Genomic DNA, 17,018 nt, shown 5'->3' on the forward strand with positions numbered 1-17,018 from the left:
CGCCGGAGCGGGGTTTGTTTGCTTCGGCACATGCAGTGCGCGGTTCCCGTTACAGGGCGCGGCGCATGTACTTGAACGCCATCGCGGCGATGATCACCGCGAACACCGCCCAGCCGATGGTTCCAACGTCAGTGCCGGCGGTATCCAGCGCCGCGGTGGCTTCAGCCGGGACGGCCGCGTAGACGGAGCCGGCTACAGCCGAGAGAGCAACGGCAGCGCCGAGGCCGATTTTCTTGATGAAGTGCTTGTTCAGTTGCATGGGTGATACCTCACTGTTTCAGGGCTTTTTTCAGGACCAGGAAGCCGAACACGGTGGCGAACAGAACAATCGCTTCGCCTTGCAGCTCGGAGACTTGGTCCCAGGTGAGTGCAGAGCCGTAGAGGCTTTGCATTTCCTCGACCGTGAGCGCGACCAGCGAGCCGGAGCAGATGGGCGAGCCATCGGCGCCTTGCAGCCAGTCACCGTCACAGGCGAGGAAATTCATTCGCCGGCCTGCTCAAGGTCGGCGGGTTGTTCGGAGGGTTCGCAGTCAGGGCAGACGGCGAAGTGGGGCGGCAGGCTGAGGTCCGGCAGCAGGTCGCTTTGCGGCGCGGGCAGCGCCATGAGCTTGCCCATGTCGTTGCCGCAGCAGTCGCAGTACACCCGATCATCGATCAGCATGGCCGCCCCTCCCGGTTAGTTGGCCTTGGCCGGGTCGCCAGCTTTGGCCTGGGGTTGAGCTGGGGTGCGCGGGGTTTCGGCAGCGGCGCGGGTCTGGACGGCTTCGAGCTGGAGCGCCAGATTCTTGCCCTTGTTCTGGCCACCACGGGCAATCTCGAAGTGGATGCGCACCAGTTGCAGCGGCTCGAACTTGGCGCCGGCTGCGAAGATTTCGTCGGCTACTTCGTCCGCTGCTGCCATGCCGATAATCGACAGGCCGTGTTCGGTCTTGCCGTCCGGCTCATCGCCGTAGAAGACCTTGATGTACTTCTGGCCCGCTTCACCGTCGAAGCGTTGAGTGCCGAGAAATGCAACTTCCATAGTCGAACGTGCCATCTTGGGTTTCCTCTCTCTAGTTGCGCTTTATTGCGCTGCTTTGCTTTCTGCAGGCCGAGCGATCCCGAACGAGTGAAAAAGCAATTTCACTGCGACCGGCTTGTTACTTGGCTTGCGGGTTATCTATAGCTGTATTTAAACGCTCTTGGAACAACTATTTATCAAGTATTAAAAGATTCAATACTTCATTTTTTAATGAGACGAATAGTGCTGAATTGACACTTTCCATCTGAGCAAACATTAATTTAATTGATCATCCGCAACGCTGTTTAACACCAAGGGCTCTGCCCTTGTCATCCCGCTCTTGCCGCCGAGGGCTCGGGAGCGCGGGAGGGAAAAGCGCTCCCGCACTCACGAGCGAAGGCTGTTTCGGTTCGTGCAGGGTCAAGGGTGCGCTCCGCCCGTGCTTCCGTTCGCCGGATCGGTGAAGCGTGATCCGACGAGCCGGGAGCGCGGCCCTGGACCTCTTCGGCCACGCGCTCAGCCTGATAACGCTCAGCGACATACCGACGCAGTTCGACGAGGGACCGGTGTTTCGTTGGCTCGCTACCATCCAACGGAATGAACAGAGGAACATCGCGGCGATAGGTGACGTGCCCGTACAGCTCCCCGCCAACGGTCAGCTCTCGGCCAATCTCATGCCAATTAGGCGACGCGATACGAACCTGCATCCGCTTACGCCCTACCCCACCAGCTCGAACGGTGCGTGAATCGGCACGTAGGGCGTTGGCTTGCCCGAGTCGTAGATAACGCTCCACCACTTCGCGGGGCGGGCGGGTGGCGTGTGCTTCTCGCAGATAAAGGCCGGTTCCACTGTCCACTCCGAGCGCAGAGGCTTCCAGATTCCACCGACGCAGCCCATTTGCAACGTGCGAATCGGCCGCGCAGACGCGGGGCGGCATAGGGCGCAGGGTGTGGACCGGGAGAGATCGGGTTTCACCATTTCGCGTCTGGACCAGCAGACAGAGCAGTCGCAGTCCTGGGCGTGCGGAAGGCGTTGATAGCTGGCCGGCTTCTGCATAGGTCATCCCCTCCCCTGGCTTTCCGTAGGCGGTGCGGATCATGCGGTCCACTCCTGTTCCAGCAGCCAGCTACGCAGCAGCGCACTGTTAATCATGCGGCGCTTACCGAGCTTTACGGTGGGGAGTACGCCCCGGTAGACCCAGGCGCGGGCCATGGAGCATGTCAGGCCGTTGCGTTCCGCCCAGGCTTCGACGGTTTCCACGTCCTGCTGTGGGGCGATCAGCTTTGAAGGTTCTAGCTCTTCCAGTTCCATGCTCGTTCCGTCACTATTCGTGTCAGTAACACCGAAGGGGCAAATCCGCGGTGTAATTATTGAACCCTGAGCAAAGTCTATCAGTTCAGATTCAGAGTTCAACTATTGAACCCTCCATTGCATAGACGATTATGGAATCAATACAGGATAGAGCTATAGCTTTGATCTATAAGGCTGGGCTCGACGAGTTAGTAAGGCAATCTGATATCACCTGGAGCCGGTGGAAGAATCTCCGCCACCGCAAGGCTCGCATCAGCACGGAAGAGGTTGAGGTGCTGGTGAAGCTGTTCCCTAGCTACGCGTTATGGATCGCCAGTGGTCAAATTGCCCCGGAATCGGGTCAAACTAGCCCTCAGTACGATGAAGCTAATTCAAACTTGTCCAATCAAAACGCGGGATAGCGATTACAGCGAAAGTAGCTAGGCGATGGTATGCCCCAGCGAAATGAATTGGCCAGACAATGGCATTGCGAACTAACAGGGATGTATCAGTGAATCAAAAATTATCCCAACTTCTGAGATCCAACACCTTCCTTATCAGTTGCCTCCCCGTTATTTCGGTGGCGCTATCATTCATATTCGAAGCGGGATTCATTTCATACTACGGAGTCCCTTACAGCATAATATATATCGATATAAACAAAATATTTATTGCATTATCGCTAATTTTAATTAGCGCATTTTCACTTTGGCAATTCTTTACCACATTAAAAAAACTGTCCGACCGAGGCGGAAAACTAACATCATCTATCTGCATTGCGCTGATCCCCTCCACCTTCCTCTCAATACTTTTCTTGTTTGCAGGAATCTACACAGCCTTATGGTTATGTCTTGCGCTGTTTTTATTAACAGCAGGGTATAGCTATTGGCTCCTTTACAAGCCAGAACGGCTACATGATCACCTCAATACTGAACAAGACAGCTCCACATCGAAAATAGCAAAAGAATTTTTGTTCTATTCTATGTTAATAACCCTATCCGTATACACGATAGGCCACAGGCAAGCAGCTGACAAAAGCTCTTATTTTCTTTTGGGAAAAGAAGAAGCCCTCATCGAGATCTATGGTGACAAAGCCGTATCGATTGGCTTCAACTCAGAGACGGGCGTCCTCAACGGCAAAGTAAGAATCTTTCAAATTGACAGTTCAGGATTTACCGGCGAAACCAAGAGAATAGGGAAGCTCACGAAATAATTTAGCAAATGAAGAAAGTGAAAAAAGGGGACAGACTTATTTAACTACCCCGATCACTGAGCAGGGAGGCGTGATGAGATCAGACTGGGATGATGCACCCGATTACCTACGCAACAGAAAGAAGCCTAGCCCCTGGCGGTTCCTGGCGATCCTAGGTATCGGTTCCGCGCTGCTGTCAGCACTGGCATTTACGTTCGGCAAGCCGGTCGTGCTGGACGTAAACCAGATCAAACAAGGCATCCATGTCGGCGGTAAGCCTTGGTTTAACCAAGAGCCTGAGCAGCCCATGCAGCAGGTTAGCCAGCCTTCCATTGCAAGCTACGAAGCCCCAGCAGCAGAGCAAACACCAGCTCCCCAGCAGCGACCGCTGACCCAGGAAGAAATTGACTGGTTCGAAGAAGGCACCGCCCGAGCGCTACAGCAGCGCCAAACATCGTTCAACGATAGCAACTACACGCCCAAGCAGCCGGCCAGCACCTACACCCCGCCCGCAGTCCATCGCATTGCTGCAGCAACGCCCACCACTAGCGCACCCAAGTCGCGGTCGGTAAGCCGAGAACGTACGTCGAAATGGATCAAGGGCTGGAATGGCGGCATCGACTATTTAGCGGAGTGGGTTGCCGTCAATAACTACATCGACGGAACCAGCGTATGCGCCAACCACCGCAGAGGCTCAATCGACTACCGCGAATGCCGCAAAGCCGCCAAACAGCACTTCCATGAGCAATGCCGTGCATGGCGGGCACGCTTCGACAGCGACCGCAAAGATCATAGCGACCGAATGAAGACGCGCTATTGCGGAGCGGCTAGTAGCTTTAATCCGATGGGCTAAACAACGAATGTCGGCTAAGGGAGAGCCTATACTTGATGAAACGTTGCAAACTGATGATAGAGCTCATCAAAAGTTACTATTGTGACGTGCGGGGCGATAACTTGCCGTTGAATTTCGAAGGCTTTGATCTTGTTTTGATCGCCGCCTAAACTTTTAAGGCTTCCCGCAATTATGAAACACCTTGGGGCAAAAACCTCAAAAACCGTGTCACTGCATGCTCTTTTCTGGTAGAAATTCTGCAGTATCTCATTTCGCTGAATCATTACCTGGCTAACGGTCCCTGACAACTCTTGGGAGAGCGGATGAGTGCCGCGATATTCGGCACCTACCAATTTAGTACTAGGTGTCTTTATTTCCACCAAACTGAGGTTTCTATTCTCCCTATCCACCATCGCAAAATCCGATCTTTTGCTACCCTTTCCTTCGACGTTCGTGCTCCCCACGTGAAATTCGCGCTGAAGAAAAACAGCGTACCCACCAATAAGTCGTTCCAATATTCCTTTACGAGCAGATAATTCTGTCTGCCAGAATTCCTCGTCTGTTGCTTTTGATTCCGAATTACTATGCCATACAGCAATTGCCGACTTGATATCTTCAGAGTAGATGCCTCTTCTAAGCAGCGGAACAACATCCCGCTCTAGAAGCAGCGAATTTACTTCAGCGAATGCGCTCAAGCACTTTGCAGCAAACTCTCCAGCCTCGTCATCAGGCTCATAATCACGAACATATTCTATCAAGTCCGCTACGCACTTCTTAGCGGAAAAAATTCTTTGTATAACCCTTGCAAATTCCGGATTACGAATTTCCTCTTGCTGAATCTTAGAAATATCAGAGGTATCGCCCAGCACTTCTAAAATATAAGCTCGCGACTCTTCATTAATCGATTCCAAAAGCTGCTCAAGCTCTTCCACACCTATATCTTCGGGATCAAAATGATTTGAAAGCTTTAGAGCAAGCGCATCGCTTATCTCGGCAGCATCTCCTGTCTTTGCCCCCCGCAGATCTTTAGACAGATTAATTGTCCGCATCACTTTTTCGAAAGCGCCTTCATCCATATGCATGCAATCCTATTGAGAGAACAAGAAATGTTACTTGCAACCCGAAGTGCGGACAGATCTATTTAACGCCACTACTCGGGGAGCGCCCCACATCATTCTGTAGCCAAGATGGAATATCGCTCATCCCGTTCAGCACGCGCCAAACTTCAATATGGTTCGGACGCTCCACATAGAACACTACGAAGGGAAACCGCTTGAGCGGCCAGGACCGCAGCCCTGGAAGGTCCAGTTCATGTGCATAACGACTGGAGCCTGATTCAGGGTGGCGACTGAGCTGTTTATAGGCATGCTCCAAAGCATCGATCAGGCCCAGCGCAGCCTTATCGGCCTCTTGCTCCAGGTAGTAGGCAATTGCTCGATCAACGTCGTCGCGCGCCAGCGCTCTTGGGATGACTGGCTTTTGCTTCATCCGCGAGAGTTCCGAACCCGATCACGCAGAGACTCGAAGTAATCGGCATCAACGGGAACAGTCGGCGCCGAGGCGGCACCTGCTAACAGCAAACCTCGAAGATGCTGGCGGTCTTGGTCCTTGCGGATCAGTTCGCGGACGTACTCACTACTGGTGCCGTAGCCACGCTGATTGACTTGCTCGTCCACAAAGCTCTTCAGCGTCTCAGGAAGGGAGATGTTCATGGTGCTCATGCAGACAGCCCCGTTTGGCAAAAATTGGCAAGTGCACTTTAGCGCGTTGCTAAACGCGGTGTCGATAAAGTGTCGAAATCACTGTGCCGAATAGCGACGAAACGAGCAGACGGTTCAGTCCGAAAACAGCACAACGACACACTTTGCGACGGAACGACACACTAAGCAAAAGGGTTCGATTCCCTCCGCCCGCTCCAGATTCTACGGGGCCTCTAGTGAGGCCCCTTTTTATTTGGTGAAGGTAATGGCGACAGTTACGGCCTTTCCAAGCCGCTGAAACTGTCACGAGCACAGCCTTTTACCGGTCCACCCTCTACCGCACCGCCATCGACTCAGCCCACCGAGTCGTATAGCGCAGGCTCATCAGCTCACGCTTCATCGCTCATTCCAGTGGCGGGAATGCGTTCGTGCCGAACCGTTCGACTGCTCTCGCGCACTACCTCTATTAGGCAATCCGCGCCTAAACCACGGTGCTCTGCTCAGCCTCCAGCGCGGCAACAGCCGCATGGCCGGTGAATAGCTAAGCGAACCCATCGGTGCGCCCGCCGTCTACTTAAACGAGACGGCGACTACAACCACTGGCGGCGCAAAGGAGGACGGTGAATGAACGTAACCCGCGGAGTGATCTGGCTGGCACGCAGCGGCTATGCAGCACGAGGTGCGGTGTACGTAATCATCGGATTTTTCGCCATCATGGCCGCGCTCGGGTCCGGAGAGACGGTAGATTCCAAGGGCGCAGTCCAGCAACTGCTCGGGCAGCCCTTCGGGACCGTTCTACTCTGGCTGGTGGTGATCGGCCTGCTTGCGCATGTAGCCTGGCGACTCACGCAGGGCATCGGGGACACCGACCGGCATGGTCATGACGCCAAGGGGCTTCTGATTCGCACTGGCCTGGTGAGCAGCGGTGTGGTCAATCTACTGCTCGCCCTCTTCACCCTGAGCCTGCTGGTGAGCGGGCTGGATCGCTTTTCCGAGAACGGCGGCGCTTCAGGCAATGACCAGACCGACAGCCTGATGCGTCTTTTGGGCCTTGAGCATTCCCACTGGCTGATCTGGGCAGTTGCGCTGATTCCCCTGGGGGTCGGTATTGCACATCTGATCAAGGCCTGGCGCGCGCATTTCGAGCGCTACTTTCAGTGCGATGAGCGCACGATGCATCTGATCCGTCCCGTTTCCCGGGTCGGCCTAGCTGCACGCGGCTGTTCCTTTCTGATCATCGCCGCCCTGCTGTTCGTGGGCGGCAGGCGATACGAACCCACCGACCCGCCCGGCCTCAAGGAAGCTCTGGAAGCGCTGCAGGGCATGCCTGCAGGTGGCGTGCTGCTCATGGCAATCGGCGCAGGCCTGCTTGCCTTCGCCGTGTATAGCTTCGCCGAAGCGCGCTGGCGGCGGATCGATTTGTCGGAGGTCATGGGGTGACCGCAACGATTGCTGGGGAGCGGTTCGCGAGCAAGCTCGCTCCTACCGGAGACGCGGAAGGCGTCGATTCGGGCCGTAGGAGCGAGATGGCTTACTCAGGATGCAGTCAACCCGCGTGGTAGTCCGCGTCCGCTTCTTCGAAGCGCTTGATGACGGTCGGGGCCGGCTCGGCGCCCATCTTGCTTACCACGAAAATAGCGATACTGGCGAAGATGAAGCCTGGGATGATTTCGTACAGCCCGAGGCCAATAAACTCCTTCCACACCACCACGGTGACGGCACCGACCAGCATGCCAACCAGCGCGCCGTTGCGGGTCATGCGCTTCCACAGCAGCGAGATCAGCACCACTGGACCAAACGCCGCGCCGAAGCCAGCCCAGGCGTAGGACACCAGGCCCAGCACCTTGCTTTCCGGGTTGGACGCAATAGCGATGGCGATCAGTGCGATCAGCAGCACCATGCCGCGGCCGACCCAGACCAGCTCGGTCTGCGACGCGTTCTTGCGCAGCATGGCTTTGTAGAAGTCCTGTGTCAGCGCGCTGGAGCTGACCAGCAACTGCGCACTGAGCGTACTCATCACCGCCGCCAGCACGCCGGACAGAATGATCCCTGCAACCCACGGGTTGAACAGGATCTTCACCAGCTCCATGAACACGCGCTCGCCGTTCTGGCTGACCGCACCAGCCTGCTCCGGATGGTCGGCGAAGTAGGCGATGCCGAGGAAGCCCACCGCCACAGCACCCGCCAGCGTCAGGATCATCCAGGCCATGCCGATTCGGCGGGCGTTGGGGATGGTCTTGATCGAGTCGGCGGCCATGAAGCGCACTAGGATGTGCGGCTGGCCGAAGTAACCGAGCCCCCACGCCAGCAGCGAGATGATCGCGACAAAAGATAGCCCGCGGAACATGTCGAAATTGGCCGGATTCTGCGCCTCGATGGTAGCCATCGCGGTGCCCATGTCGCCCAGCGCGAGGATGACGAACACCGGCGTGATCAACAGCGCGAAGATCATCAGCGTCGCCTGCACGGTGTCGGTCCAGCTAACGGCCAGGAAACCACCAATGAACACATAGAGGATGGTCGCTGCCGCACCGACCCACAGGGCGTACTCGTACGGCATGCCGAAGGTGGACTCGAACAGGCGTGCGCCGGCTACTACCCCGGAGGCGCAATAAATGGTGAAGAAGACCAGAATCACCAGCGCGGAGAAGATCCGCAGCATGCGGCTATCGTCTTCGAAACGGTGCGAGAAATAGTCCGGCAAGGTCAGGGCGTTGTGGTTGTGCTCGGTGTGCACACGCAGCCGCCCGGCGACGAAGATCCAGTTCAGCCAGGCGCCAACGATCAGGCCGATGGCGATCCAGCTTTCCGACAGGCCAGCGACGAAGATCGCACCGGGCAGGCCCATCAGCAGCCAGCCGCTCATGTCCGAAGCACCGGCCGACAATGCAGTTACAAAACTGCCGAGGCTGCGGCCGCCGAGGATGTAATCAGAAAAGTTCTTGGTGGCGCGGTAGGCAATGAAACCGATCAAGATCATCGCCGCGATATAGATCACGAAGGTAATCAGAGTGGGGTTGCTGACGTTCATGGGACTTATTTTCCTTGTTGGTCCTGACATTCCATCGCCAGCGCGGACAACGACCGGCACCTGCAACGGAACAATCGAGGGGCGCAAGGATAGCGCGTCATCGGCGTCCTTGCGCGTGACCGCAAGGTTCTGCATGCCAGAACGAACGAGGGTCGGCATTAGCTGCCGGCCCTCGTCGGTGCTGCAAGAGGAAGATGCTTGCCTTAGAACGCCAGGCGCATACCCACCGTTAGGTTGCGCCCAGGCAGCAACACCTCGTCCTTGATGAACGACGTGTGCTGACGCGCCTTCTCATCCAGCAGGTTATTGGCCTTTAGGTAGAGCAAGTAGTTGGTCTGGTTCAGCGAGCCGCTGTAACCCAGGCTGGCACCGAGCATGTTGTAGCCACCGGTTTCGCTCTCGTAATCGGCCAGTTCGTCCTGGCGCTGCACGCGATAGAACTCCAGCTGGCCGTTGAGTGCCGGGGTGAAGCTTTGGTCCAGCCGTACACCCAAACGGTCGGCAGGTATGCGTGGCAGGTCGCCGCCGCCATCGCGCAGTTTGCCGCGCACGTGGTCGCCAAACAGGGTGAAGGCGGTTGCGTCGGTCGCCTGGAAGCGCACCTCCCCTTCCGCGCCGGTAAGCACGGCGTCCTGCTGGCGGTATTCGATCTCGCGGTAGCCACCGCCTATGTCGTTACCGGTGTCAGCCGCGTAGATGAAATCATCCACCTCATTGCGGAACAGGCTCAGGCTGAAGGTGGTCCGGCCGGAGAACTTGCGCAGGGTTATCTCGGCGTTGTGCGAGGTTTCTTCTTCGAGATCGACGTTGCCCAACTCAACCGTTCGGGTCGCGGCATGCGGGCCGTTGGCGTAGAGCTCCTCGGCGGTAGGTAGACGCTGCGAGCGCGTCACGGAGAAGCCCAGCGAATACTGCGGCGCGAACGTCCAGACCGCACCGGCAGACATCGAGGTACCGCTGTGATCCGTATCCGGGCGGCCGTCGGCATCGATGTCCTGCCATTCGTGGCGCAGGCCGAGTTCGTAGCGCCAGGCGCCGACGGTGTATTCCTCGAGCAGGAACAGGCCGTGGTTGCGCGTCAGCGTCTGCGGCACGTAGGCCTCTTCGCCCAGGGCCTCAAAGTCGCGACGCTGGGTTTGTGCACCGAGCACACCGCGCCAGCCGAACAGCGGCTGATGGGTCAGCTCCAGGCGAGCATCCGTGGCGTCGTTGTTGAAGCGGGTGCCCACTTCACCACCTTCGATTTCCTTGTGCTGATAGTCGCTGTGGCCGATGCGCAGCCGCGCCAGCTCGAAGCCCGGCAGCGGATCGCTCAGCTCGCCGCGCAGGTCCCAGCGCTTCTGGCGCATGTCGACATAAGGCACGCTGCCGTGTTCGTCATGATCATGGTCGTCGTCATCGTCGTGATCATCATGGCCGCCGCAGTGCCAGTCACTGCCGTGGGTGTGGCAATCGGCGTGCTCATGGGCCAGCAACCCGTAGCGGTTGTTCTGCTCGCCGTAGGCCATTCCGATATAGCCGCGCTCGCCGATAAAGCTGGCACCCAAGTTGAAGCTGTCGGTGTCGTTGTAGGAGCCTTCCTGCTTGTCAGCTGAGCCGGGGATTCCATAGGGATCGGCCTGGCGCTTGGTGCCTTCGGCGCGCACGGCGAAGTTACCGCTGCCGGCGGTTATGCCTAACACGCCGGCGCCCTCATTCGCGACGCTATTCGCACGCAGCTCAAGCTCGCCTTCGTAACCCTTCTCCGGGACACGGGTGGGAATCTTCTTGTCGATTACGTTGACCACGCCTCCGATGGCGCCGCCACCGTACAGCAGGGTAGCCGGCCCCTTGAGCACCTCGATGCGTTCGGCCAGTAGCGGCTCGCTGGTCACCGCGTGATCGGGGCTGATGGTGGAGGCATCGAGCAGCTCCACGCCATCGCTCAGCACCTTGACCCGCGCGCCATCAAGCCCGCGAATCACCGGACGCGCCGCACCGGCGCCGAAGCTGCTGGAACGTACGCCGGGCACGCTTTCCAGGGTTTCACCGAGGGTCGCTTCGCGGCGCAGCACCAGTTCATCACCCTCCATCACGGCCGCCGGCGTGGTCATCTCATGGCTCTGTTTGGCCAGGCCACTGGCGCTGACCACAACGGATCGCAGTTCGACCGGTTCGGCCGCCCAGGCAGACGGAACCAGGACCAGGCTGATTGCCCAGGCCAAGGGATGACGCTTCAGTTTCATGTGACTCTCCAGACAGTGCGGTTGCCATCCAAGGCAACCGAAGACGGCTGTGCGCCGGCGCCCTATCGTTGGGTCCGGCTTCGCGGGGCGAGAATCTAACATGTTATATCGTAACGTTTAAGATTGTTTTCCTATGGCAGGTACAACGGATGCGCCTTGTTTGTGGTCGAAACCGGAATGCCGTGCGGCCTTCGTGCGGCTTTGGCACCGCTTCGGGAGATAGCTCATGACCGTAGACATCGACACAACCACCGGTACCTGCTGCGTGGTCATCAAAGGCAACACCCACCGCAGCGCCCTGATGGATGTACGCATCACCACCGATCCAGAGGCGCGCATGTCGGTGATGAATATTGACGGCACCAGCATTCATCTACCGGAAGATGAGGCGGAACATTTGATCGCGGCAGGCGCGGTGGATGATCGATCCAACCTGATAGCTGACGACTGATTTCCCAACCAGAAAAACAAAACCCCGGCTTAGCCGGGGTTCGGAGCTGGGGCGAATCTCAGGGTGGGTTGGCCGAGGCGCCTAGTCGCCCCATCATCTGAAGCTCAGCCAAATCTGTGGTGAATCGCCGAAATCAGTTATGCCGGTGCGGCTTGCGTCGCGCTCCCCATGACTCGTGTGAGTTCGAGATGACCGTTCGAAGAGAAGCTCACCCGAGGATGGCACTAGAGCGGTGGGCTGAAGCCTCCCTACGGTAGTGCGCAGCTCCGAGCGGCTTCATGGAGCGGCACGGTAATCCGTGATGCATCTGTAGGGCGGGCTTCAGCCCACCCTCATCAGCTACGGCGCCCGACTTCGGGGTGGACATGTAGCGTGACCGACCGCTATCGAGATGCAGGCTCAGCGGTGACGCTCAGCCTGCACACTCCGCTCAACCCGCGTGGTAATCCGCGTCTGCTTCTTCGAAACGCTTGATGATGGTCGGGGCCGGTTCGGCGCCCATCTTGCTCACCACGACGATAGCGATGCTGGCGAGGATGAAGCCCGGGATGATTTCGTACAGCCCAAGGCCGATGAACTCCTTCCACACCACCACAGTGAAAGCGCCCACCAGCATGCCGACCAGCGCGCCGTTGCGGGTCATGCGCTTCCACAGCAGCGAAATCAGCACCACCGGACCAAACGCCGCGCCGAAGCCAGCCCAAGCGTAGGACACCAGGCCCAGTACCTTGCTCTCGGGATTAGAAGCGATGCCGATGGCAATCAGTGCGATCAGCAGCACCATGCCGCGGCCAACCCAGACCAGTTCGGTCTGCGACGCGTTCTTGCGCAGCATGGCCTTGTAGAAGTCCTGAGTCAGAGCACTGGAGCTGACCAGTAGCTGTGCGCTCAGCGTGCTCATGACGGCCGCGAGGACACCGGACAGGATGATGCCGGCAACCCAGGGATTGAACAGAATCTTCACCAGTTCCATGAACACCCGCTCGCCGTTCTGGCTCACAGGACCGGCCAGTTCAGGATGGCCGGCAAAGTAGGCGATGCCGAAGAAGCCCACCGCCACAGCACCCGCCAGCGTCAGGATCATCCAGGCCATGCCGATGCGGCGGGCGTTAGGGATGGTCTTGATCGAGTCGGCGGCCATGAAACGCACCAGGATGTGTGGCTGTCCGAAGTAGCCCAGGCCCCAGGCCAGCAACGAGATGATTGCGACAAAGCTGAGCCCGCTGAACATGTCGAAGGCAGCCGGATTCTGGGTGGCGATGGTGTCCATTGCCGCGCCCATGTCGCCCAGCGCGAGGATGACGAACACTGGGGTTATCAGCAGCGCGAAGATCATCAGCGTCGCCTGCACGGTGTCGGTCCAGCTCACCGCGAGGAAACCACCAATGAACACATAGAGGATGGTCGCCGCGGCGCCGATCCACAGTGCATATTCGTACGGCACGCCGAAGCTGCTCTCGAACAGGCGTGCGCCAGCCACCACGCCGGAGGCGCAGTAGATGGTGAAGAACACCAGAATCACCAGTGCGGAGAATATCCGCAGCATGCGGCTATCGTCCTCGAAGCGGTGCGAGAAATAGTCCGGCAGGGTCAGGGCGTTGTGGTTGTGCTCGGTATGCACACGCAGGCGACCGGCGACGAACAGCCAGTTCAGCCAGGCGCCGGCGATCAGGCCGATGGCAATCCAGCTTTCCGACAGGCCAGCGACGAAGATCGCACCGGGCAGGCCCATCAGCAGCCAGCCGCTCATGTCCGAAGCACCGGCCGACAGCGCCGTGACGAAGCTGCCGAGGCTGCGGCCGCCGAGGATGTAGTCGTCGAAGTTCTTGGTGGCACGGTAAGCGATGAAGCCGATCAGAATCATTGCTGCGATGTAGATCAGAAAGGTGATCAGCGTGGGTGTACTGATGCTCATTGTGTGTCCCTCGTTAGTTGTTGTTCGGCGCAACGCGAGCGGACCCGCGCCTCACCTTGGCAGAGGGCGATAGCGAAAAGGCCATCACCTGCGACAGGCCCAACGGGACCCGTCAGTGGCGGAAGAGCGTCCGCCAACTGTCCATTTGTTTTTGTGATCCGGCCGCGTGTGCGGCCGGTGACTCATGCATGACTGCTGTCAGGCGTCGCCCAGCGACAACAGCGAGGCGTTGCCGCCCACAGCGGTGGTGTTGGTGGAGGTGGTGCGTTCGTTGGCGAAACGCAGCAGATAGCTGGGCCCACCCGCCTTCGGGCCGGTGCCGGAAAGGCCGCAGCCGCCGAACGGCTGAACGCCGACCACCGCACCGATCTGGTTGCGGTTGACGTACAGGTTGCCGACCCGCGCCAGCTGTTCGATACGCGCCGCGGTTTCCTCGTTGCGGCTGTGCACGCCAAGGGTCAGGCCATAACCAGTGCCATTGATGGCCGCGACGACCTTTTCCAGGTCCGCCGCTTCATAGCGCACCACATGCAACACCGGGCCGAACTGTTCCTTCTTGAGTTGGTGAATGCCATCGATCTCGAAAGCCACCGGGGCGACAAAGTGGCCATTGAGACCAGCTGGCAGCGACGCTTCGGCAATCAACCGTCCTTCGCTCTTGAGCAGCTGGATGTGCGCCAGCAGGCCTTCGCGCGCTTCTTGGTCGATCACCGGGCCGATGTCGTTTTCGCGCAGATGGGTCGGGCCGATCTTCAGCTCGGCCATGGCGCCCTTGAGCAGCTCGATGACGCGGTCGGCAATATCACGCTGCACGTAGAGCACGCGCAATGCAGAGCAACGCTGGCCGGCACTGGTGAAGGCGGAGCCGACGGCGTCCTTGATGACCTGCTCCGGCAGCGCCGTGGAATCAACGATCATCGCGTTCTGTCCGCCGGTTTCGGCGATCAGCGTGGCAATCGGACCTTCCTTCTCGGCGAGCTGGCGGTTGATGATGCGCGCCGTGTCGGTCGAACCGGTGAAGCACACACCGACCACACGGGGATCGCTACAGAACACGCCGCCGAGGGTGGCACCGTCACCGGGCAGGAAGGCAATTGCCTCCTTCGGCAGGCCGGCTTCGAACATCAGTTCCAGCGCACGGGCCGCTATCAGGCTGGTCTGTTCGGCCGGCTTGGCCAGCACGGTATTACCGGCTGCCAGCGCCGCGGTGATCTGGCCGAGGTAAATCGCCAGCGGGAAGTTCCACGGGCTGACGCAGACAAACACGCCGCGGCCCTCGTGGAACAGCTCGTTGCGCTCGCCAGTCGGGCCCTTGAGCTCCTCACGACCAAGCTTCAGTCGCGCCTGCTGCGCGTAGTAGCGGCAGAAATCAACCGCTTCGCGTACTTCGTCGATACCATCCTGCAGCGATTTGCCGGCTTCCACCGTACACAGCGCCATCAACTCGGCGCGATGCTGCTCCAGCAGGTCGCCCAGGCGCTCCAGCACCGCGGCTCGGGTTTCCACCGGAGTAGCATTCCAGGTCGGCCAGAAGGCAGCCAGGCGATCGATAGCCTGACGCGCCTGGTCGGCGCTAGCGAACTGCGCCTGGCCGACCACCTTGTTCAGGTCGTAGGGGCAACGCACCTCGGACGGCGTTCCGGCGAGCCTCTGCCCGCTGATGACCGGCGCGGCCTGCCACTGGCGCTCGAGGAAGGGCTGATAGGCGCTGGCCAGTTCGGTCCACTGATTCTGGATATTCATGTTGATCCCTTGAGAGTTCTTGCGGTTGCCGAACAGCGCCGGCGGCAGCGGAATGCGCGGGTTACCCGGTACGGCGAATCTGCGCAGCTGGGTTACCGGATGGTCGATCAGCGATTCGACCGGCACGCGATGGTCGACCAGCTGGTGGACGAACGACGAATTGGCGCCGTTCTCCAGCAGGCGGCGCACCAGGTAGGGCAGCAGGTCCTTGTGCGCGCCGACCGGAGCGTAAATCCGCACATTCCTTGCGTACTTCTCGATCACCGTGTCGTACAGGGCGTCGCCCATGCCGTGCAGGCGCTGGAACTCGAACTCACGTGGCTGCGCCGTTTCCTCGGCCATGGCCAGAATGCAGCTGACCGTGTGTGCGTTGTGGCTGGCGAACTGCGGGTAGATCACCCCACGGGTGTGCTCGGACAGCAGGTAGCGCGCGCAAGCGAGGTAGGAGGTATCGGTGCCTTCCTTGCGGGTGTAGACCGGATAGCCGTCCAGGCCCTGAACCTGGCACTGCTTGATCTCGCTGTCCCAGTAGGCGCCCTTGACCAGTCGCAACGGAATGCGCTCGCCGAGCTCGCGGCCGAGCAGCGTCAGCCAGACCAGCACCGGCAGGCAGCGCTTGGAGTACGCCTGGATGACCAGACCGAACTCGCCCCAACCGGCGATGGCCGGGTCACGCAGGAGCTTTTCGTAAAGTTCGAGGGACAATTCGAGGCGATCGGCCTCTTCGGCATCGATGGTGATACCGACGTTCAACCGCCGCGCGAGGATGGCCAGTTCGCGGACACTGCCAAATAGCTCGGTGAGCACGCGCTCGCGCTGGGCAACCTCGTAACGTGGATGCAGCGCCGACAACTTGATCGACACCGACGGGCGCGGCCCCTTGCCGACCTGCGGTTCGGCGCCCACGGTTTCCACGGCCTGACGGTAGTCGGCCATGTACTTGGCGGCGTCCTCGGCGGTCAATGCCGCTTCACCGAGCATGTCGAAGGAATAGGTGTAGCCCTTCTCGCGCTCCGGGCGACCGTTCTTCAGCGCTTCGGAGATGGTCCGGCCAAGCACGAACTGCTTGCCCATCAGCTTCATCGCCTGGTTCATCGCGCTGCGGATCACCGGCTCACCGGAGCGCTTGAGCAGGCGGCCGATAACGTTCTTCGGACGACCATCAGCGGTTTCCGGATCGACCACCTTGCCGGTCATCACCAGCCCCCAGGCGGCGAAATTGACCAGCACGTTGTCGCTCTGGCCGAGGTGACGTTCCCATTCGGCAGCGTTGAGCTTGTCGCGGATCAGTGCGTCGGCGGTGGCGGCATCCGGCACTCGCAGCAGCGCTTCGGCCAGGCACATCAGCATTAGGCCTTCCTGGGTGTCCAGGCTGTACTGGCGCAGCAGCGCGTCGAGCGTGTCGACGGCATTGTCGCGGCCGCGCACCGCTTCGATCAGGCTGCGGGCGCGCTCGCGAATGGCCGCGATGCCGGCCTCGCCGGGATCGGCAAGCTGCAGCAGTTCGGTGAGATATTGCGCTTCGTCAACGCTGTAGTTGGCGCTGACGGCGGGAAAGAATTCCGCGGCTTTCTGGTTGGCGAAGGCGCCATCCAGCACGTGACCGGCCTTGAACATGCGCCGCTCCTCTTATGATTG

Annotated in this window: 19 protein-coding genes; 5 read left to right on the top strand and 14 right to left on the bottom strand. The window is 59.3% G+C overall.

The features are described 5' to 3' along the window. Nucleotides 1-49: 49 nt before the first annotated feature. The 6 genes from SM130_RS15900 to SM130_RS15925 all read right to left on the bottom strand — a co-directional run bounded on the left by SM130_RS15900 (nt 50) and on the right by SM130_RS15925 (nt 2,312). Nucleotides 50-259 (bottom strand): major capsid protein, encoded by a 210-nt coding sequence (locus SM130_RS15900; protein ID WP_102825083.1) that lies wholly within the window; start codon nt 257-259, stop codon nt 50-52. A 10-nt stretch (nt 260-269) separates the two neighbouring features. Further along, nucleotides 270-485, bottom strand: a complete 216-nt coding sequence (locus SM130_RS15905) for a hypothetical protein (RefSeq protein ID WP_015277797.1) — start codon at nt 483-485, stop codon at nt 270-272. Then, a complete protein-coding gene (locus tag SM130_RS15910) occupies nt 482-661 on the bottom strand; it encodes a hypothetical protein (protein WP_015277798.1) in 180 nt (59 codons plus the stop codon). Before SM130_RS15910 ends, SM130_RS15905 begins: the two co-directional genes overlap by 4 nt. A 15-nt stretch (nt 662-676) precedes the next feature. Continuing rightward, nucleotides 677-1,036, bottom strand: coding sequence for a hypothetical protein (locus SM130_RS15915; protein WP_042926025.1), 360 nt, complete (start codon nt 1,034-1,036; stop codon nt 677-679). 682 nt (nt 1,037-1,718) lie between these two features. Beyond that, nucleotides 1,719-2,057, bottom strand: a complete 339-nt coding sequence (gene pflM, locus SM130_RS15920) for a lysogeny maintenance protein PflM (protein WP_102825082.1) — start codon at nt 2,055-2,057, stop codon at nt 1,719-1,721. A gap of 39 nt (nt 2,058-2,096) precedes the next feature. Beyond that, nucleotides 2,097-2,312 carry a hypothetical protein gene (locus SM130_RS15925; RefSeq protein WP_014819553.1) on the bottom strand — a complete coding sequence of 72 codons (216 nt, stop codon included), beginning with the start codon at nt 2,310-2,312 and terminating at the stop codon, nt 2,097-2,099. 131 nt (nt 2,313-2,443) lie between these two features. On the opposite strand from SM130_RS15925, the gene SM130_RS15930 reads away from it, so the two are divergent. The 3 genes from SM130_RS15930 (at nt 2,444) to SM130_RS15940 (ending at nt 4,336) form a co-directional block, all read left to right on the top strand. Further along, nucleotides 2,444-2,713, top strand: coding sequence for a hypothetical protein (locus SM130_RS15930; protein WP_014819552.1), 270 nt, complete (start codon nt 2,444-2,446; stop codon nt 2,711-2,713). An 89-nt stretch (nt 2,714-2,802) separates the two neighbouring features. After that, a complete protein-coding gene (locus SM130_RS15935) occupies nt 2,803-3,504 on the top strand; it encodes a hypothetical protein (protein WP_146029738.1) in 702 nt (233 codons plus the stop codon). Nucleotides 3,505-3,577: 73 nt separating this feature from the next. After that, nucleotides 3,578-4,336, top strand: coding sequence for a hypothetical protein (locus SM130_RS15940; RefSeq protein ID WP_102825080.1), 759 nt, complete (start codon nt 3,578-3,580; stop codon nt 4,334-4,336). 26 nt (nt 4,337-4,362) lie between these two features. On the opposite strand, the gene SM130_RS15945 is transcribed toward SM130_RS15940, so the two are convergent. From SM130_RS15945 to SM130_RS22340, 4 genes are all read right to left on the bottom strand, one after another. Beyond that, complete coding sequence (locus tag SM130_RS15945; protein WP_102825079.1) at nt 4,363-5,397, bottom strand: Shedu anti-phage system protein SduA domain-containing protein; 1,035 nt, start codon at nt 5,395-5,397, stop codon at nt 4,363-4,365. 55 nt (nt 5,398-5,452) lie between these two features. Next, nucleotides 5,453-5,803, bottom strand: coding sequence for a type II toxin-antitoxin system RelE/ParE family toxin (locus SM130_RS15950; protein ID WP_102825078.1), 351 nt, complete (start codon nt 5,801-5,803; stop codon nt 5,453-5,455). Next, nucleotides 5,800-6,036: a type II toxin-antitoxin system ParD family antitoxin gene (locus SM130_RS15955; protein ID WP_102825077.1), complete on the bottom strand. Its 237-nt coding sequence runs from the start codon at nt 6,034-6,036 to the stop codon at nt 5,800-5,802. The genes SM130_RS15950 and SM130_RS15955 overlap by 4 nt, the downstream gene beginning before the upstream one ends. A gap of 313 nt (nt 6,037-6,349) precedes the next feature. Beyond that, on the bottom strand, nt 6,350-6,415 hold the full coding sequence (locus tag SM130_RS22340) for a hypothetical protein (RefSeq protein WP_425473503.1): 66 nt from the start codon (nt 6,413-6,415) through the stop codon (nt 6,350-6,352). A 224-nt stretch (nt 6,416-6,639) separates the two neighbouring features. Between SM130_RS22340 and SM130_RS15960 the strand changes: the two genes are divergently transcribed. Continuing rightward, on the top strand, nt 6,640-7,455 hold the full coding sequence (locus SM130_RS15960) for a DUF1206 domain-containing protein (protein ID WP_102825076.1): 816 nt from the start codon (nt 6,640-6,642) through the stop codon (nt 7,453-7,455). Between the two features lie 106 nt (nt 7,456-7,561). On the opposite strand, the gene putP (SM130_RS15965) is transcribed toward SM130_RS15960, so the two are convergent. Then, nucleotides 7,562-9,046: a sodium/proline symporter PutP gene (putP, locus tag SM130_RS15965; protein ID WP_102825075.1), complete on the bottom strand. Its 1,485-nt coding sequence runs from the start codon at nt 9,044-9,046 to the stop codon at nt 7,562-7,564. Nucleotides 9,047-9,249: 203 nt separating this feature from the next. Beyond that, the gene (locus tag SM130_RS15970; RefSeq protein ID WP_102825074.1) at nt 9,250-11,271 is read right to left on the bottom strand and encodes a TonB-dependent receptor; all 2,022 of its coding nucleotides are present in this window, start codon (nt 11,269-11,271) and stop codon (nt 9,250-9,252) included. Between the two features lie 226 nt (nt 11,272-11,497). On the opposite strand from SM130_RS15970, the gene SM130_RS15975 reads away from it, so the two are divergent. Further along, nucleotides 11,498-11,722 carry a DUF3203 family protein gene (locus SM130_RS15975; protein WP_102825073.1) on the top strand — a complete coding sequence of 75 codons (225 nt, stop codon included), beginning with the start codon at nt 11,498-11,500 and terminating at the stop codon, nt 11,720-11,722. 430 nt (nt 11,723-12,152) lie between these two features. Here the strand turns inward: SM130_RS15975 and putP (SM130_RS15980) are convergent, their stop codons facing one another. Next, nucleotides 12,153-13,637, bottom strand: coding sequence for a sodium/proline symporter PutP (gene putP / locus SM130_RS15980; RefSeq protein WP_102825072.1), 1,485 nt, complete (start codon nt 13,635-13,637; stop codon nt 12,153-12,155). Between the two features lie 198 nt (nt 13,638-13,835). After that, nucleotides 13,836-16,997: a bifunctional proline dehydrogenase/L-glutamate gamma-semialdehyde dehydrogenase PutA gene (gene putA / locus SM130_RS15985; protein WP_102825071.1), complete on the bottom strand. Its 3,162-nt coding sequence runs from the start codon at nt 16,995-16,997 to the stop codon at nt 13,836-13,838. Nucleotides 16,998-17,018: the final 21 nt, after the last annotated feature.

This window comes from Stutzerimonas stutzeri (genome assembly GCF_038561965.1).
Lineage (GTDB): Bacteria > Pseudomonadota > Gammaproteobacteria > Pseudomonadales > Pseudomonadaceae > Stutzerimonas > Stutzerimonas stutzeri_AA.

Coding starts and splice junctions, on each gene's coding strand:
- SM130_RS15900 (WP_102825083.1), bottom strand. CDS start 259: ATGCAACTGAACAAGCACTTCATCAAGAAAATCGGCCTCGGCGCTGCC.
- SM130_RS15905 (WP_015277797.1), bottom strand. CDS start 485: ATGAATTTCCTCGCCTGTGACGGTGACTGGCTGCAAGGCGCCGATGGC.
- SM130_RS15910 (WP_015277798.1), bottom strand. CDS start 661: ATGCTGATCGATGATCGGGTGTACTGCGACTGCTGCGGCAACGACATG.
- SM130_RS15915 (WP_042926025.1), bottom strand. CDS start 1,036: ATGGCACGTTCGACTATGGAAGTTGCATTTCTCGGCACTCAACGCTTC.
- pflM (WP_102825082.1), bottom strand. CDS start 2,057: ATGCAGAAGCCGGCCAGCTATCAACGCCTTCCGCACGCCCAGGACTGC.
- SM130_RS15925 (WP_014819553.1), bottom strand. CDS start 2,312: ATGGAACTGGAAGAGCTAGAACCTTCAAAGCTGATCGCCCCACAGCAG.
- SM130_RS15930 (WP_014819552.1), top strand. CDS start 2,444: ATGGAATCAATACAGGATAGAGCTATAGCTTTGATCTATAAGGCTGGG.
- SM130_RS15940 (WP_102825080.1), top strand. CDS start 3,578: ATGAGATCAGACTGGGATGATGCACCCGATTACCTACGCAACAGAAAG.
- SM130_RS15945 (WP_102825079.1), bottom strand. CDS start 5,397: ATGCATATGGATGAAGGCGCTTTCGAAAAAGTGATGCGGACAATTAAT.
- SM130_RS15950 (WP_102825078.1), bottom strand. CDS start 5,803: ATGAAGCAAAAGCCAGTCATCCCAAGAGCGCTGGCGCGCGACGACGTT.
- SM130_RS15955 (WP_102825077.1), bottom strand. CDS start 6,036: ATGAGCACCATGAACATCTCCCTTCCTGAGACGCTGAAGAGCTTTGTG.
- SM130_RS15960 (WP_102825076.1), top strand. CDS start 6,640: ATGAACGTAACCCGCGGAGTGATCTGGCTGGCACGCAGCGGCTATGCA.
- putP (WP_102825075.1), bottom strand. CDS start 9,046: ATGAACGTCAGCAACCCCACTCTGATTACCTTCGTGATCTATATCGCG.
- SM130_RS15970 (WP_102825074.1), bottom strand. CDS start 11,271: ATGAAACTGAAGCGTCATCCCTTGGCCTGGGCAATCAGCCTGGTCCTG.
- SM130_RS15975 (WP_102825073.1), top strand. CDS start 11,498: ATGACCGTAGACATCGACACAACCACCGGTACCTGCTGCGTGGTCATC.
- putP (WP_102825072.1), bottom strand. CDS start 13,637: ATGAGCATCAGTACACCCACGCTGATCACCTTTCTGATCTACATCGCA.
- putA (WP_102825071.1), bottom strand. CDS start 16,997: ATGTTCAAGGCCGGTCACGTGCTGGATGGCGCCTTCGCCAACCAGAAA.